Source organism: Pseudomonas tensinigenes (genome assembly GCF_014268445.2).
Lineage (GTDB): Bacteria > Pseudomonadota > Gammaproteobacteria > Pseudomonadales > Pseudomonadaceae > Aquipseudomonas > Aquipseudomonas tensinigenes.
Genome location: NZ_CP077089.1, coordinates 445,932 through 462,517, shown reverse-complemented (window position 1 = coordinate 462,517; position 16,586 = coordinate 445,932). Strand labels below are relative to the sequence as shown.

Annotated in this window: 16 protein-coding genes; 6 read left to right on the top strand and 10 right to left on the bottom strand. The window is 59.9% G+C overall.

Going from position 1 to position 16,586, the window contains the following annotated elements; translation table 11 throughout:
* Window positions 1-13 precede the first annotated feature (13 nt).
* The gene (locus HU718_RS02020) at window positions 14-1,624 is read left to right on the top strand and encodes an arylsulfatase (RefSeq protein WP_186616279.1); all 1,611 of its coding nucleotides are present in this window, start codon (window positions 14-16) and stop codon (window positions 1,622-1,624) included.
* Window positions 1,625-1,823: 199 nt separating this feature from the next.
* On the opposite strand, the gene HU718_RS02015 is transcribed toward HU718_RS02020, so the two are convergent.
* Complete coding sequence (locus tag HU718_RS02015) at window positions 1,824-2,894, bottom strand: fatty acid desaturase (RefSeq protein ID WP_186616278.1); 1,071 nt, start codon at window positions 2,892-2,894, stop codon at window positions 1,824-1,826.
* 100 nt (window positions 2,895-2,994) lie between these two features.
* Between HU718_RS02015 and HU718_RS02010 the strand changes: the two genes are divergently transcribed.
* Window positions 2,995-3,999, top strand: a complete 1,005-nt coding sequence (locus tag HU718_RS02010; protein WP_095122279.1) for an AraC family transcriptional regulator — start codon at window positions 2,995-2,997, stop codon at window positions 3,997-3,999.
* A gap of 108 nt (window positions 4,000-4,107) precedes the next feature.
* Here the strand turns inward: HU718_RS02010 and HU718_RS02005 are convergent, their stop codons facing one another.
* Complete coding sequence (locus HU718_RS02005; protein ID WP_186616277.1) at window positions 4,108-5,493, bottom strand: heavy metal sensor histidine kinase; 1,386 nt, start codon at window positions 5,491-5,493, stop codon at window positions 4,108-4,110.
* On the bottom strand, window positions 5,483-6,163 hold the full coding sequence (locus HU718_RS02000; RefSeq protein WP_038367211.1) for a heavy metal response regulator transcription factor: 681 nt from the start codon (window positions 6,161-6,163) through the stop codon (window positions 5,483-5,485). Before HU718_RS02000 ends, HU718_RS02005 begins: the two co-directional genes overlap by 11 nt.
* 135 nt (window positions 6,164-6,298) lie before the next feature.
* Here HU718_RS02000 and HU718_RS01995 point away from each other — a divergent pair, with 135 nt between their 5' ends.
* Both HU718_RS01995 and uraH read left to right on the top strand, forming a co-directional pair.
* A complete protein-coding gene (locus HU718_RS01995) occupies window positions 6,299-6,784 on the top strand; it encodes a GlcG/HbpS family heme-binding protein (protein WP_186616276.1) in 486 nt (161 codons plus the stop codon).
* A gap of 12 nt (window positions 6,785-6,796) precedes the next feature.
* Window positions 6,797-7,207 (top strand): hydroxyisourate hydrolase, encoded by a 411-nt coding sequence (uraH, locus tag HU718_RS01990; protein ID WP_186616275.1) that lies wholly within the window; start codon window positions 6,797-6,799, stop codon window positions 7,205-7,207.
* Window positions 7,208-7,332: 125 nt separating this feature from the next.
* Here the strand turns inward: uraH and HU718_RS01985 are convergent, their stop codons facing one another.
* Complete coding sequence (locus HU718_RS01985) at window positions 7,333-8,010, bottom strand: Crp/Fnr family transcriptional regulator (protein WP_186616274.1); 678 nt, start codon at window positions 8,008-8,010, stop codon at window positions 7,333-7,335.
* A gap of 84 nt (window positions 8,011-8,094) precedes the next feature.
* Here HU718_RS01985 and HU718_RS01980 point away from each other — a divergent pair, with 84 nt between their 5' ends.
* On the top strand, window positions 8,095-8,619 hold the full coding sequence (locus tag HU718_RS01980; protein ID WP_186616273.1) for an Mpo1 family 2-hydroxy fatty acid dioxygenase: 525 nt from the start codon (window positions 8,095-8,097) through the stop codon (window positions 8,617-8,619).
* Window positions 8,620-8,741: 122 nt separating this feature from the next.
* Here HU718_RS01980 and HU718_RS01975 read toward each other — a convergent pair whose 3' ends face one another.
* The 6 genes from HU718_RS01975 to dibA form a co-directional block, all read right to left on the bottom strand.
* Window positions 8,742-9,731 (bottom strand): sulfate/molybdate ABC transporter ATP-binding protein, encoded by a 990-nt coding sequence (locus HU718_RS01975; protein ID WP_007963490.1) that lies wholly within the window; start codon window positions 9,729-9,731, stop codon window positions 8,742-8,744.
* Window positions 9,732-9,734: 3 nt separating this feature from the next.
* Window positions 9,735-10,607 carry a sulfate ABC transporter permease subunit CysW gene (cysW, locus tag HU718_RS01970; protein WP_038367233.1) on the bottom strand — a complete coding sequence of 291 codons (873 nt, stop codon included), beginning with the start codon at window positions 10,605-10,607 and terminating at the stop codon, window positions 9,735-9,737.
* A gap of 13 nt (window positions 10,608-10,620) precedes the next feature.
* Window positions 10,621-11,439, bottom strand: coding sequence for a sulfate ABC transporter permease subunit CysT (gene cysT / locus HU718_RS01965; protein ID WP_038367238.1), 819 nt, complete (start codon window positions 11,437-11,439; stop codon window positions 10,621-10,623).
* A 173-nt stretch (window positions 11,440-11,612) separates the two neighbouring features.
* The gene (locus HU718_RS01960; RefSeq protein WP_038367242.1) at window positions 11,613-12,626 is read right to left on the bottom strand and encodes a sulfate ABC transporter substrate-binding protein; all 1,014 of its coding nucleotides are present in this window, start codon (window positions 12,624-12,626) and stop codon (window positions 11,613-11,615) included.
* 146 nt (window positions 12,627-12,772) lie between these two features.
* Window positions 12,773-12,955: a sulfur starvation response protein OscA gene (gene oscA, locus HU718_RS01955; RefSeq protein ID WP_007917682.1), complete on the bottom strand. Its 183-nt coding sequence runs from the start codon at window positions 12,953-12,955 to the stop codon at window positions 12,773-12,775.
* A 237-nt stretch (window positions 12,956-13,192) separates the two neighbouring features.
* A complete protein-coding gene (dibA, locus tag HU718_RS01950; RefSeq protein ID WP_186616272.1) occupies window positions 13,193-15,112 on the bottom strand; it encodes a phosphodiesterase DibA in 1,920 nt (639 codons plus the stop codon).
* Window positions 15,113-15,258: 146 nt separating this feature from the next.
* Here dibA and desA point away from each other — a divergent pair, with 146 nt between their 5' ends.
* Window positions 15,259-16,443 (top strand): delta-9 fatty acid desaturase DesA, encoded by a 1,185-nt coding sequence (gene desA, locus HU718_RS01945; protein ID WP_186616271.1) that lies wholly within the window; start codon window positions 15,259-15,261, stop codon window positions 16,441-16,443.
* The last annotated feature ends 143 nt before the right edge of the window (window positions 16,444-16,586 follow it).

The following is a 16,586-nucleotide window of genomic DNA, read 5'->3' as shown; positions in this document are numbered from 1 at the left end:
CAGGAGTTTTGCGATGCCGCAACGTCCCAATTTTCTGGTGATTCTGGCTGACGATCTAGGCTTCTCTGACATCGGCGCGTTCGGCGGCGAAATCGCCACGCCGCACCTCGATGTCCTGGCCAACAATGGCCTGCGCCTCACCGATTTTCATACCGCACCAACCTGCTCGCCGACCCGCTCGATGCTGCTGACCGGCACCGACCACCACATCGCCGGCATCGGCACCATGGCCGAAACGCTGACCCCGGAACTCATCGGTAAACCGGGTTATGAGGGCTATCTCAACGATCGCGTGGTGGCGCTGCCGGAGTTGCTGCGCGAGGCCGGTTATCAAACGTTGATGAGCGGCAAATGGCACTTGGGTTTGAAGGCTGAACTGGCGCCGCATGCGCGGGGTTTCGAGCGTTCGTTTTCGCTGCTGCCGGGCGCGGCCAACCATTACGGTTTCGAGCCGACCTACGATGAAAAAACGCCCGGTCTGTTGAAATCCACTCCGGCGCTGTACATCGAGGACGATACGTTTCTCGACGAATTGCCGAAGGATTTCTATTCCTCCGATGCCTTTGGCGACAAGCTGCTGCAGTACCTCAAGGAGCGTGACCAGACCCGGCCGTTCTTCGCCTATTTGCCATTCTCCGCACCGCACTGGCCGTTGCAGGCGCCGGCCGAGATTGTCGAAAAGTACCGTGGCCGCTACGACGCCGGCCCCGAAGTACTGCGCCTGGAGCGACTGGAAAAACTCAAAGCCCTCGGCCTGATTGAGCCAGACGTCGAGCCGCATCCTTTGATTCAGTTGACCCAGCAGTGGGACGCATTAAGCGAGGAACAAAAACAGATTTCCGCGCGGGCCATGGAGGTCTACGCGGCAATGGTCGAGCGCATGGACTGGAACATTGGCCGGGTTGTCGATTATCTGCGCCAGCAAGGGCAGCTCGACAATACGTTCATCCTGTTCATGTCCGACAACGGGGCCGAAGGCGCGCTGCTTGAAGCGTTCCCCAAGTTCGGCCCGGAACTGGTGACGTACCTCAGCCAGCACTACGACAACAGCCTCGACAACATTGGCCGGGCTAATTCCTATGTCTGGTACGGGCCGAACTGGGCGCAGGTGGCGACTGCGCCGTCACGCTTGTTCAAGGCGTTCACCACCGAGGGCGGGATTCGCGTGCCGGCGCTGTTGCACTATCCACAATTGGCGATCAAAGGACAGATCAGCCATGGTTTCGGCACGGTGATGGACATCACGCCGACGATTCTTGATCTGGCGGGTGTGCGTCATCCGGGCAAGCTTTGGCACGGCAAACCGGTGGCACCGTTGCGTGGCAAATCGTGGTTGGGATTCTTGTCGGGTGAGACTGCGCAGGTGCATGACGAGCACACGGTCACGGGGTGGGAATTGTTCGGGCGTCGGGCGATTCGGCAGGGGTCGTGGAAAGCGGTTTGGATTCCCGGTCCTGTGGGGCCGGCGACCTGGCAGCTGTATGATTTGAGCAGTGATCCGGGGGAGATTCATGATCTGGCGGTGAGTCAGCCGCAGAAGCTCAGCGCGTTGATCGGGCATTGGCAGCAGTATGTCGAGGAGACTGGGGTGATCCTCAGCGAATCGCCGTTTCAGCCGGATTGAGGGGAAGATCAAAAGCCCCTCACCCCAGCCCTCTCCCAGAGGGAGAGGGAGCTGACCGAGGTGTCTTTCGCTATACATCGACCTGAAAAATTGGGTCGATTATGGGTTCGATGAAAAACATTCAGGTCGGCGTACTTCCCCAATATCCCCCAATCAGTCCCCTCTCCCTCCGGGAGAGGGTTAGGGTGAGGGCCGCTTGTCAGGCCTCCACCGCCTCCCCAGACACCGCAACTTCATCCCGACGAACAAACCGGTTCGCCCGCCCGAACGTCCCAAAATCATTAAACCGCACCCCCATCTCACGCATCACCTTATGCGCCACCGGCACGGTCATCTGGCGGATGTAAAACGGCTCCTTCACCACAAAATGATGGATCCCGTGACTGCTGCCAAAGTTGAAGCAAAACGCCTGCAGCGGCCACAGCCACCAAGGGTTGAGCACCTGACACTGCTGCAGCACATTGCCCAGTTCGACGTCGCCGTAGTAATGCATGTTCGAGCTGATGAAGTGCAGGCAAAACGTGCGCAACACGTTCGGGCCGATAATCACCACAGCAGCGATATCGATCACCTGCATCACCGACAATGTGGTCGCTGACCATTCGATCGGCGCGCCCAGCAGATAGGCGATGCCATTGGCCGCGTGAAAACCGAGAAACACATACCACGCGCCCCAATGCACCAGCGCCAGCGGCGCGTAGACCTTCAACGTGCGCTTGATGATGCTGAACTTGTGCGCCCAGGTCTTGGCCCGCAGCATGCGGATGAACGCTGACATGACGTTGTCGCCAACCATCAGCAAGCGCGCGAAGCCCCACGGCTCGCCGTTGGTGATCGCACGTTCTTCCATGTCGGTTTCAGTGCCGGAGACCTTGTGGTGATTGAGGTGCAGATGCCGGCGAATCCACGGGTTGATCGTGCTCGGCCGCGCCAGCCAGACCAGGCCCATCATCAAATTGTGCGGCACACGCTGCTTGCGGAAGTACATGCTGTGGATCAGATCGTGTTCCAGCTCATGGGTCAGCGAAGCAAAAAACGCGTTGAGCAACAGGCACACCCACCACGCCATGTAGCCGCTGATGTACAGCGCTGCCGAGCCAATCATCCCGATCAGGGCAAAGGCCAGAATCCCCGCCCCCAGCGCATCCTGATGCTTGAGAATCGGGTAGCGCTCGCGCAGTTCGACGCCTTTGGCCAGCACCACTTCGCGAATATGCGCTGATCGCTGGGCCGCATTGTGTCGCTGGGGACTTGCAGAAGTACCGTCCATGCTTCCATCCTCGGGTTTATGATGTTCGCATCGTGCCTCGCCAAGGCTTCAATTGCGGTAGCCGAGAACGCCAACCTGTTGACCGGAAGCGCCAATCAGCATGAAGGAACCGACCTCCCTCGCCAGCTGGACCCGTGCCTTGCGCAAACAACTCGATGCGCTGGGGCTGGACAGCATTGCCTTGTGCCAACAGGCCGGGCTCGACCCGAATTTGATGGACGACCCCAACGCGCGCTATCCGCTGTCCGGCACTACGCGCCTGTGGGAAATCGCCGTGCAGGTCAGCGGCGACCCGGCGCTTGGTCTGCGCGTGTCGCGCTTCGTCAGCCCGACCACCTTTCATGCCCTCGGTTATGCGCTGGTCGCCAGTGGCAGTCTGCGCGAGGTGTTCGAGCGCATCGTGCGCTATCACCCGGTGGTCAGCGATGCGCTGGAACTGGAGCTGAATCGTGGCGACGACCGCTACCAATTCCGTCTGAAAATTCCGTCAGGCAATCCGGCACCAGCCTTCGAAGCCATCGATGCGTTTACCGCGATCTACGTGCGCACCTGCCGCAATCGCCTCGGCCGCGACTACGCACCGCTGGCGGTTTACCTGCGCCGCCCGGAGCCGAGCGATGCGCACCAATGGCACAAAGTCTTTCGCGCGCCAGTGCATTTCGGTTGTACGGAGGATCGCCTGGAGTTCGCCCTCGCCGACTTCGACAGCCACCTCGACGACGCCAACCCGGAACTCGCCGAACACAATGAAGCGGTGCTCAAACGCACCATGGCCCAGCTCCAGCCGCTGACTTGGGAGCGCAAGGTGCGCGATGCGATTGAAGAACAATTGCCGGAAGGTGAGCCGAGTGCAGAACGCATTGCTCAGGCGTTGCACCTGAGTTTGCGCAGCCTGCAAAGGCATCTGGCGGATGAGGGTTGTCGCTTCGACACATTGCTCAATGAGAGCCGCGAAAATCTGGCGCTGCTGCACCTGCGCGATCCGCAGTGCTCATTGAGTGAGGTGAGTTATTTGCTCGGGTTTGCCGATACCAGCAGCTTCAGCCGCGCGTTCAAGCGCTGGACGGGGCTGACGCCGGGGCAGTTTCGTGATGGGTTGCGCTGATTGATCCCAACGCTGGGTCGTCAGATCCGGCGCCTTCGCGAGCAGGCTCGCTCCCACAGGGGAAACGCATTCCAAATGTGGGAGCGAGCCTGCTCGCGAAGGGGCCCTTTAATTCAACGCAAAACCCAGCTCAAACACCGTACCCGCCGCATCACTGTCCACCCGCACCCGCCCGCCATGCAACAGCATGATCGACTGCACAATCGCCAACCCCAGTCCTCCCGAATCCCCCGGCTCCGCCCGTGAAGGATCGACACGGTAGAAACGGTCGAACAGTTTGCCCAGATGCTCCGGCGCAATGGCCGGGCCATGGTTGTGCACCTGCAACCAGCACCAACCCGCCTCATCGCGGCGACGCAGGCTGATCACGGTTCCGGAGTCAGCGTGGCGCACGGCATTCGCCAGCAAGTTGCCAAGCGCCCGTTGCAGCAACTGCTGATCGGCGAGCAACTCGCCGTGCAGTTGATTGTCCAGCCGCAGATCGCGGTCATCCGCCAAGGCTTCAAAGTAATCGCACAGTTCACTGCCAACGCTGTGCAAATCCAGCGTTTGCAGATTAAGCGCCCTCTCGGCCTGCTCCGCGCGGGCAAGAAACATCAAGTTCTCCGCCATGCGTTTGAGCCGTTCGAACTCTTCCATGTTCGAGGCCAGCACTTCCTGATACTCCTCGGTGCTGCGCGGATGATTCAGCGCCTGCCCATTGCTCGCCAGCAAGGTATGCAATGGCGTGCGGATTTCATGGGCGAGGTCGGCGGAAAACTGCGAGAGACGCTGCACGCTGTCGTCCAGCCGCGCGAGCATGCCGTTGAGCGCCTGTACCGGTTCAAGCAGTTCAGCGGGCGTGCCATGGGCGGGCAACCGTTGATCGAGGCTGCGCAGATCGATGCCGCGCACCGCTTCGCTCAACTGCCTTAACGGTCGTAGGCCACGGCGCAGCAACAGCAAGCCCAGGGCAAAGGCGAGCAATGCACCGAGGCCAACTGCCAGATAAAGGCGTAACCGGTAACTGGCGAGCATCTGTTCGCGTTCACTCAGTACCTTGCCGGCGATGACGGTCAGCGGCTCACCGTTAGGACCTTGCGCTTCGCCGGACAACAGCGCTAGCGCAGCACCGTCCGACGCTTGCCACGTCAGCACGTCGCGGCGCTGCGGCGTTTGCTCGCGGGGGATCGCGTTGAGGGTTGGCAGATCGCGCTGACGCGGGTTGATAGCGATCACACTGGAGCCATCGGCACGGCGCACCAGTAGCAGGCTGTCGAGATTGCCGAGCATGTTCTGATAGAGCCGCGGCCGTGCCTGCAAGGCGCCCAAGCTATCGCTGTCGGCGAGCAAGGCGCGCACCTGCTCCAGTCGACCGAGCAACGCGAGGTCATCGCGCCAGGCGATTTCCGAGGCCAGCGAGCGGTAGAGAAATACGCCGATAGCACTCAACACCAAGGCGCAGACCAATGCGAACGCCAGCGCCAGACGCCAGGCGATCGACCTAGAGCGCATCGTCAGGGGCTTCCAGTTGATAACCGACACCGCGCACGGTGTGGATCAGCTTCGGCATGTAGGGATCATCGACCTTGGAGCGCAAACGGCGCACTGCAACCTCGACCATGTTGGTGTCGCTGTCGAAATTCAGGTTCCACACCTGCGAGGCGATCAGCGTGCGCGACAGCACTTCGCCCTGGCGACTGGCGAGCAATTGCAGCAACGCGAACTCCTTGTTGGTCAGGGCGATGCGCTGGCCACCACGGCTGACACGACGGCGCAGTACGTCGATTTCCAGATCGGCGATGGTGTACGACTCGGCTTCGCGCATCGGCCCGCGCCGCAGCAACGTGCGTACCCGCGCGAGCAATTCGGCGAAGGCGAAGGGTTTGAGCAAGTAATCGTCGGCGCCCAGTTCGAGCCCGCGCACGCGGTCTTCAATGGCGTCCTTGGCGGTCAGGAACAACACCGGCGTGGCGCCGCGCTGGCGGATCAGCTGCAGCAATTGCCAGCCATTGAGGCCGGGGAGCATCACGTCGAGGATGATCAGGTCATATTCCTGTTGCTCGATAAAGTAGCGCCCATCGAGGCCATTGAGCGCCACGTCCACGGCAAAACCCGACTCGCCCAGGCCCTTGGCGAGGAAATTCGCGGTTTTGGCTTCATCTTCTACGACCAGCAAACGCATGGCACACCTCGATTGATAGACACACAGGCTAGGCGCCTTCGGCGGCGTTGCCCATTACAAACTTGTAATCAGACTGACGAGGTTCTGACGAAGACCGGCGATTAAGGTGGCGACCTCAGCTTTTGGAGCCTGCCCATGACCGTCAAATACTTCGTTGCAAGCCTGATGATCGGCCTCAGTGGCGTCGCTGTCGCCAGTCCTGAGCTGCCGCGTCACGCTGATCTCGACCTGAAAACTGCACGGCTGCTCGCCGACACGGCAATGGCCAACTGCACCGGCACGGTGTCGGTGCTTGATCGGGGCGGCAATCTGCTAGTGACCCTGCGCGGCGATGGCGTCGGCCCGCACAACACCGCCGCCAGCCAGCGCAAGGCGTACACCGCGCTGTCGACCAAAACCGCCACCCGGTTGTTCGCCGAACGTGCTCGCAGCAATCCGGAAACCGCCAACCTCAACACCCTCGATGAGTTGCTGTTGCTTGGCGGCGGGATTCCGTTGTTCGCCGCTGATGAGCTGGTCGGCGCGATGGGCGTGGCCGGTTCCGGCGGCGGCGAGCAAGACGAAAACTGTGCGATCAAGGCTGCCGGGAAAACCGGTCTGGCCATAACCCGTTCCCAATAAGGAGTTTCACTCATGACGACTATGCGCATGACCCTTGCCGCGCTCGGCCTGAGCGCTTTTACGAGCCTGGCCCTGGCCGCCGGCAACCCATTGAGCGTGCACGTGCTCAATCTGGAAAATGGCCTGCCGTCGCCGGGCATTAACGTGACCCTGGAAAAACACGTCGGCCAGAACTGGCAGCCGTTGGCGCAGGGCACGACCAATGAGCAAGGGCGGATTGCCGAGCTGTTCCCGGCCAAGCAACCTTTTGAGGCGGGCGAATACCGCGTGGTGTTCAAGACTGGCGAGTACTTCAAGAAGGTCAAGCACGACACGTTCTTCCCGGAGATTCCGGTGATTTTTGAAGTGAAGCAGACCGATCAGCATTACCACATCCCGCTGCTGCTCAGCCCGTATGGTTTCTCGACCTATCGCGGTTCCTGAGCCCTACACAAATCCCCCTGTAGGAGTGAGCCTGCTCGCGATAGCAATCTGTCAGTCACAGATTGATCAACTGATAGATTGCTATCGCGAGCAGGCTCACTCCTACAATGGTTCGGCGTTGGATCCTAGATCGTGGCCAGGGCGCGCAATCGCACGGCATCAAAGATCTCGATCTCGCCATACCCAAGCCCGATAATCCCCTGCCCCTGCAAATCCTTGAGAATCTGGTTAGTGGTCTGCCGCGACAGCGACAGCATCGACGCCAACTGCTCCTGAGGCAATTGCAGCACGCGACGTGGCGCGTCGAGTTCGCCGTAGCCTTCGGCAATCATCAGCAAGCGATGAGCCAGACGCGCCGGCGCTGGCAGCAGGCTCAGTTGTTCCAGATTGATAAAGGCCAGGCGCAGTTTGTGGCTCATCAGCAACGCCAGATGTCGCCAGTACACTGGATTTTCATCAAGTAGCTTCAGTAACGGTGCCTGCGGGATATTGAGCAGCGTGCACGGCCCGACCGCATAAGCGTCATGGGTTCGCGGCTGGCCATCGAACAGGCAGATTTCGCCGAACCAGTGCGGCGCCTCGACCAGACTCAACAGCGCCTCCTTACCCTGCTCACTCACCGCCCCGATGCGCACGGCGCCATCGAGCACCGCGTACAAGCCGCACGGCGCATCACCACGCTGAAACAAGCGCTGCCCTGTCGTCAGCCGCCGCTCCCGGGCCGCCGCCAGCAGACTATCCTGAAAGGACACCGGCAGATGACTAAACCACTGGCCGCTCATCAATCGCGAACGAATTTGCATAAACACTCCTGGATTGTCGCCTGCCTGACAGAGCGAACCCTGATCCCGAGGGATGATGCGATCAACCCTACCGGAGGAACAACAATGAAAAGCCTCGTCGACCATCTCAGTCAATACGCCGCCTACCACCGTGATCCGCGCAATATCGCCAGCCACTTTATCGGCATTCCGCTGATTGTGGTGGCCGTGGCGGTGTTGTTGTCGCGTCCGGAATGGTCGCTGGGCGGGTTGTGGATATCTCCAGCGGTTATCGTGGCTTTGGCCTCGGCGTGGTTTTATCTGCGCCTGGAAATGAAGCTCGGGATGTTGATGACGGTACTGATAGGCCTGTCGGTCTGGGCCGGGCATGTTTTGGCGCAGCAGAGCACCATGGTCTGGCTGAGCAGCGGCCTGACGATGTTTGTTGTCGGCTGGGTGATCCAGTTTGTCGGGCATCACTATGAAGGGCGCAAACCGGCGTTTGTCGATGACGTGTCGGGGCTGATTGTCGGGCCGTTGTTTGTCGTGGCCGAGTTGGCGTTCATGCTTGGGATGCGGCATGAATTGAAAGAGCAGATCGAGGCGCGGGCGGGAGTGGTGCGAGTCAATCCGAATCGTGCGGCTGTCTAGACCGCATTCGCGAGCAGGCTCGCTCCCACAGGGATTTTGGTTGTTCACACATTTTGTGCTCAACACTCATCCACTGTGGGAGCGAGCCTGCTCCGGGCGGCGATCCGACGAAGCTTTTGACTTTAGAGGCTGGCGACTTTCTGCCAGACCTTGGGTTTGAAGAACAGCGTTTCGCCCTTGGCCAACCCGATCAGGCTGTCGTGATCTTTCACCACTTCGGCCTCGATCAAATCCGTCTGCCCCTCAACCTTCAACGTCACCCGCGTGGTCGCACCCAACGGCCGGATATCACGCACCTCAGCCGCATGGTGATCTTCCAGCTCATGCTTGGACAAAGACACCTCATGCGGGCGGAACAGCACGTGGTTGTCGTCGCTCAACAGCAAGCGGTTCGAGTCGCCGAGGAAGTGATAAACGAAATCGCTGGCCGGGTTTTCGTAGACGTCGCCCGGTGAGCCGATCTGCTCGATCACACCCTTGTTCATCACCACGATACGGTCAGCGACCTCCATCGCCTCTTCCTGGTCGTGGGTCACGAACACCGAGGTCAGGTTGATATCTTCGTGCAGGCGGGCGAGCCAGCGACGCAGCTCCTTACGCACCTTGGCATCGAGGGCGCCGAAGGGCTCATCGAGCAGCAGCACTTTAGGCTCCACCGCCAGTGCGCGGGCCAAAGCAATACGCTGACGCTGACCGCCGGACAACTGCTCCGGATAACGATCTGACAACCAATCCAGCTGCACCATGTTCAGCAGTTCATGCACCTTGGTGGCGATCTGGCTTTCGCTCGGGCGCTGGTTCTTCGGTTTCATGCGCAGGCCGAAGGCGACGTTGTCGAATACGGTCATGTGGCGGAACAACGCGTAGTGCTGAAACACGAAACCGACGTTGCGATCACGCACATCGTGGCCGGAGACGTCTTCGCCGTGGAAGACAATGTTGCCGTTATCCGGGGTTTCCAGGCCGGCGATAATCCGCAGCAGCGTGGTCTTGCCGCAGCCCGACGGGCCGAGCAGCGCGACCAGCTCACCGCTGTGGATGTCCAGGCTGATGTTGTCCAGCGCCTTGAAGGCATTGAAATTCTTGCTGACGTTACGCACTTCGATCGACATGAATTATTCCTCCGCGGCGCTGGCGCGCAGGCGGTTGATACGGTTTTCGCTCCACTGCTTGAGCAGCAGGATGAAGAGCGCCAGGATCAGCAACAGGCTCGCCACGGCGAACGCGGCCACGTGGTTGTATTCGTTGTAGAGGATCTCGACGTGCAGCGGCAAGGTGTTGGTCACCCCGCGAATGTGCCCGGAGACCACCGACACCGCACCGAATTCACCCATGGCCCGGGCGGTACACAGCACCACGCCATAGATCAGGCCCCACTTGATGTTCGGCACAGTGACATGCCAGAACATCTGCCAGCCATTGGCGCCGAGCAGGCGCGCGGCTTCCTCTTCCTGCGTGCCTTGTTCCTGCATCAGCGGGATCAGCTCACGGGCCACAAACGGCACGGTGACGAAAATCGTCGCCAGCACGATGCCCGGCAGGGCGAAGACGATCTGGATGTCGTGATCCTGCAGCCACGGCCCGAACAGGCCCTGCGCACCGAACATCAACACGTAGACCAGGCCAGCGATCACCGGCGATACCGAGAACGGCAGGTCGATCAGCGTCACCAGCATGCTCTTGCCACGGAACGAGTATTTGCTCACGCACCACGCGGCGCTGACGCCGAACACCAGGTTCAACGGCACCGAAATCAGCACGGCGAACACGGTGAGTTTCAGTGCCGACAGTGCATCCGGTTCAAAGATCGCGGTGAAGAAAGCGCCGAGGCCATTCTTCAAACCCTGCGATACGACGATGAACAACGGCAGCAGCAGAAACAGGAAAAAGACCAGCCAGCCAAGGCCGATCAGGATTCTGCGCGAAGTGGCGCTGCCACGGCGTGCAGCGTTGGCCGAAGAGGCGGCCGCAATAGACGATTGGGACATGGTTCGCGCCTCCTTATGGGGTTTCGATGCGCCGCTGCAGCAAGTTGATCAGCAGCAACAGGACGAAGGAAACCACCAGCATCAGCACGCCGATGGCGGTAGCGCCGGTGTAATCGTATTGGTCGAGTTTGACCATGATCAGCAGCGGCAGGATCTCGGTTTTCATCGGCATGTTGCCGGCGATGAAAATCACCGAGCCGTACTCGCCGACGCCACGGGCAAAGGCCAAGGCAAAACCGGTGAGCCAGGCGGGCAACAGCGCCGGGACGAGGATGTGGCGGAACACCTGCAACGGTTTCGCGCCGAGGCACGCGGCAGCTTCTTCGACTTCACGGGGAATGTCGGCCAGCACCGGCTGCACCGTGCGCACCACGAACGGCAGAGTGACGAAGGTCAGCGCGAGGGTGATACCCAGCGGGGTATAGGCAATCTTGAAACCGAGGTCAGCGGCGAATTGGCCGACCAGTCCAGCCGGCGCGTACAACGCAGTCAACGCGATACCGGCCACGGCGGTCGGCAGGGCGAACGGCAGATCGATCATCGCGTCGATCACCTTGCGCCCCGGGAAGGTGTAGCGCACCAGCACCCAGGCCAGCAGCGTGCCGATGATGCCGTTGATGATCGCCGCACACAGCGCGGTGCCAAAGCTCAGCTTCAACGCGGCCAGCACCCGTGGTGCGGAAATGATCGTCCAGAACTGATCCCAGGTGAGTTGGGCGGCGTGGACGAACATCGCCGCCAGCGGGATAAGCACAATCAGGCTGAGGTACACCAAGGTGTAGCCCAGCGTCAGCCCGAAGCCGGGTATGACGGGGGAGATACGACGCGACATAAAAGTCCTTGGTTAAAAAGCATTCCGCTGAACGCACCAATGTGGGAGCGAGCTTGCTCGCGAAGAGGGAGTATCAGCCAACTCTACGTCGTCTGACACTCCGCTTTCGCGAGCAAGCTCGCTCCCACATTTTCCGCGCCTGGCTTCAGGCTTGATGTGAGGCTGAAGTCAGATTACTGCGCCTGATAAATCTGGTCGAACACGCCACCGTCGTTGAAGAATTTCGGCTGCGCGGTTTTCCAGCCGCCGAAGTCCTTGTCGATGGTCACCAGGTCCAGTTTCGGGAACTGCTGGGCGTACTTGGCAGCTACATCCTTGTCACGCGGACGGTAGAAGTTCTTCGCGGCGATTTCCTGACCGGCCGGGCTGTACAGGTGCTTCAGATAGGCTTCGGCGATCTGCTCGTTACCCTTCTTCTCGGCGTTCTTGTCGACCACGGCCACTGGCGGCTCGGCGAGGATCGACAGCGAAGGCACGACGATGTCGAACTTGTCGGCGCCACCATCTTCTTTCAGGGCCAGGAACGCTTCGTTTTCCCAGGCCAGCAACACGTCACCCTGACCGTTGTTGACGAAGGTAATGGTCGAACCGCGTGCACCGGTGTCGAGGATCGGCACGTGCTTGAACAGGGTCTGCACATATTCTTTGGCTTTGGCTTCGTCACCGCCGTTGGCTTTCAGGCCGTAGGCCCACGCGGCGAGGAAGTTCCAGCGCGCACCGCCGGAGGTTTTCGGGTTCGGGGTGATCACCGAGACGTCGTTCTTGACCAGATCGCCCCAGTCCTTGATACCTTTCGGGTTGCCCTTGCGCACCAGGAAGACGATGGTCGAGGTGTACGGCGTGCTCGCTTCCGGCAGACGCTTCTGCCAGTCGGCAGGCAGGGTCTTGCCGAGTTTGGCAATTTCGTCGATGTCACCGGCCAGGGCCAGGGTCACCACGTCAGCGCGCAGACCGTCGATCACCGCACGGCCCTGCTTGCCCGAACCGCCATGGGATTGCTGGATTTTCACAGTGTCGCCAGCGTGGTCTTTCTGCCAGAACTTGATGAATTCAGCGTTGTAGTCCTGATACAGCTCGCGCGTCGGGTCATACGACACGTTGAGCAGTTCGTAATCCTTGGCAACCGCGGAACCGGCAAACACAGCGCTGGCCAGGGCGGCCAAAGCGTAACGGCGAATCGACGACATGGTGAAAGCTCCTGGAATTCTGGGTGGTGGCTTTTTCTTATGAATATCTGGAATCGGTGTGCCGGCTAAAGATCGCAGCCTTCGGCAGCTCCTACACACAGCCCCCTGTAGGAGCTGCCGCAGGCTGCGATCTTTTGATCTTCAACTCAGCCCGGTTGTTTACCCGGTTGCTGCAAACGGAATTTCTCTTTGCGTTCGATCTGCACGACTTGTGCGTTGTGCACAGTGATCTCCACCGCGCCGAAACGCAGATCGCGCAGAGCGCTCTGGATTTCACGCAAGATGGTGCTTTCGTCCTGACCGTCAACGCTGCGAAGGGATGCGCTCATGGTGCTGCTCCTTTGAATGGGATATGCCTGGCAGTGGGCGGCACTGCGTTCGGCGTGGGAGCAATATAAGAGAGGCACGGATATTCTTAAAAAGACTATTTAAGAATGTTTATATAACTGAAAAACTGATCGTTCCCACGCTCCGCGTGGGAATGCAGCCGGCGGCGCTCTGCGCCGCGATTTTGGGCCGACGCAGAGCGCCCCTTTGCTGAGCGCAGGAACAAGTTTGCCCCTGTCTTAGCTAATCAACGGCGCCCTTGCCCAATCAATCGCCTTTGCCGGACTCGGCCGCCCAAACCAGTACCCCTGCCCCAAATCACATTCCTGTCCCAGCAAAAACGCCGCCTGCTCAACCTGCTCGATACCCTCGGCATGCACCTGCATGCCCATGCTCCGGGCCAGCGCGATGATCACCCGGACAATCGCCGCGTCGTCCTCATCCCACGGCAGTCCGGCGACGAAGCCCTGATCGATTTTCAGTTTCTGCACCGGCAAGCGCTTGAGCCGCAACAGCGACGAATAACCGGTACCGAAATCATCAATCGCCAGACGAATGCCCAATTCACGCAAACGATGCATCTGCTCCAGCGCCACCTCCGGATCATCCATCACCGCGCTTTCCGTCACCTCCAGCTCCAGATACGCCGGATCCAGACCGGTGTCATGCAGCACCTGCGCGACTTGTTGATACAACTCACGCCGGGCGAACAATCGTGACGAAACATTCACCGCGACAAACGACAGCACGACCCCGGCCTGCTGCCACTCACACATCTGCCGACATGCCTGCCGCATCACCAAGGCATCGATTTCGGCAATCAGACCGGTGCGCTCGGCTATCGGGATGAACTCCGCCGGCGAGACCAGACCACGCACCGGATGCTGCCAGCGCACCAACGCTTCGACGCCAATCAGGCGGCTGGCTTTCAAGTCATGCACGGGCTGGTAGTAAACCCGCAGCTCCTGCTGCTCCAGCGCCCGGCGCAGTTCGAAAGCGATTTCCACCCGTTGTTGGGCGTGGGCGGTGAGTTCTTCGGTGTACAAGGCGTACCCGTTGCGCCCGCTGCTCTTGGCCTTGAACAGCGCCGCATCGGCATTGCGCAGGAGTTGATCAGCACTCAACGCGTCGCTGGGGAACAGGCTGATGCCGAGGCTGGCGTTGATGAACAACTGATTGCCATCAATGCTGAACGGCTCCTTCAGTGCATCGAGAATCCGTTGCGCCAGCGCTGCTGCCTGCACCGGCTGAGGACAACTCTCTGCCAACACCGCGAACTCGTCGCCGCCCAGCCGCGCCAGGGTAATGCCGGGGCCAAACAGTTCTTGCAGGCGCGCCGCTACTGCCTTGAGCAAGTGATCGCCGATGTTATGTCCGAGGCTGTCGTTGATCATTTTGAAGTGATCGAGATCCAGCATCAGCAATGCACAGCCGCGCTTATGATTTTGCGCCGAGGCCAGCGCCTGTTCGGCGCGATCGCTGAACAGCAGACGATTGGGCAGATCGGTCAGCGGGTCGTGGTGCGCGAGATGTTTGAGCTCATGCTCGGAATCCTTGATCGCACTGATATCGGAGAACACCGCGACATAGTGGCTGAGCCGGCCCTGATCATCGTGAATAATCCGAATGGTCTGCCACTGTGGATAAATCTCGCCGCTTTTTCGGCGATTCCAGATTTCACCGCTCCATTCGCCCTGCGACTCAAGGGTGGCAAACATTGCCTGATAGAAACCTGGCGGATGATGGCCGGATTTGAACAGACTCGGCTGCTGCCCAATGACTTCTTCACGCTGATAACCGGTGATCTCCATGAACGCGCGATTGACGTGCACGATCAGCCCATGATGGTTGGTCACCAACACGCCTTCGCGGGTGCAATCGAATACCGCCGCGGCCTGACGCAAGCGTTCGCGATCGACGTGGCGCTCGCGCAACCGTGCACCGATTCCGAGGAACGTGCACAAACGCGCTCGCGCAAGAAAAATCAGCCCAGCGCTGAGTGCCGCAAAGAAGTAACCGTTGATCAGTTGCCATCGGGCAAGATCGACGGAGTTATCGAAGAAATTGTTTAATAAATGATCAGTGCCCTGCAGCCATATAGCGGCAAGCACGAGATAGAGCAGCGCTGCACGCAATGCATCGCGGTAAGTGGCAGGCATTCGGCTGTCCATGTCCTTACAAAAAGGTTGGAATTATAGGTCAAGAAACATCCAGCGACTCTTATCTGAAAGGGCGACTGGTTTTATCTGTGTGCTTGGTGATAATGCAACGGCTGTTTTTATCTTTATCGAGGGCCCTATAGCCTATGTGGTACGAAGGTTTTCTTGGCTTGTCGGCCTGGTCTCTGGTCGCAGTCACCCTGCTGATGACCCACGTGACGATTGTTGCCGTCACGGTCTATCTGCACCGCTACTCGGCCCATCGCTCGCTGGAGCTGAATGCCGGCCTGAAGCACTTTTTCCGTTTCTGGCTGTGGCTGACCACGGCGCAGAACACCCGCGAGTGGACTGCCATCCACCGTAAACACCACGCCAAATGCGAAACCGAAGACGACCCGCACAGCCCGGTCATCAAAGGTCTTTCCACTGTGCTGCGTACCGGTGCCGAGCTGTACCGCGCCGAAGCGCAGAACCCGGAGACCCTGCGCATCTACGGCAAAAACTGCCCCGAAGACTGGATCGAACGCAACGTCTACAGCCGCTACCCGCTGCTGGGCGTGGCAATCATGGGCATCATCGACCTGCTGCTGTTCGGCACCATCGGCATCACCATCTGGGCGATCCAGATGATGTGGATCCCGGTTTGGGCTGCCGGCGTGATCAACGGTCTGGGCCATGCCGTTGGCTACCGCAACTTCGAATGCCGCGACGCGGCGACCAATCTGGTGCCTTGGGGCATCCTGATCGGCGGCGAAGAACTGCACAACAACCATCACACCTACCCTAACTCGGCCAAGCTGTCGGTGAAGAAGTGGGAGTTCGACCTCGGTTGGGCGTGGATCAAAGTCTTCTGCTTCCTGCGTCTGGCCAAGGTTCAGCGTGTAGCGCCGATTGCCCACCGCGTTGAAGGCAAGGGCAGTCTGGACATGGACACCGCCATGGCGATCCTCAACAACCGCTTCCAGATCATGGCCCAGTACCGCAAGTTGGTGATCGGTCCGCTGGTCAAGCAAGAGCTGGCCAAGGTCGATCATTCGGTGCGCCACCAGTTCCACCGCGCCAAACGCCTGCTGTCACGGGAAACCAGCCTGCTGGAAGACCGTCATCACTTGCGCATCCAGACCATGCTCGAGCACAGTCAGGCGTTGAAGGTAATTTACGAAAAACGCCTGGCCCTGCAGCAGATCTGGGTCAAGACCAGCGCAAATGGCCACGACATGCTCGCCGCCATCAAAGAGTGGATTCACGAGGCAGAAGCCAGTGGCATCCAGTCCCTGCGTGAATTCGCTGACCAGCTGAAAACCTACTCGCTGCGTCCTGCGGCGGTCTGAGACCGTTGATCGGTGCACCCGGCTCCCGGGTGCACCCTTCGGAACTTCGCCAAAAATCGCCTATCTCAAAGACACTTCGCCATCCCGGCGGGCTGTACTGTGGCCGTTGTCGAATTGCGGCACGTCCTTTGAGATCTGTGCCG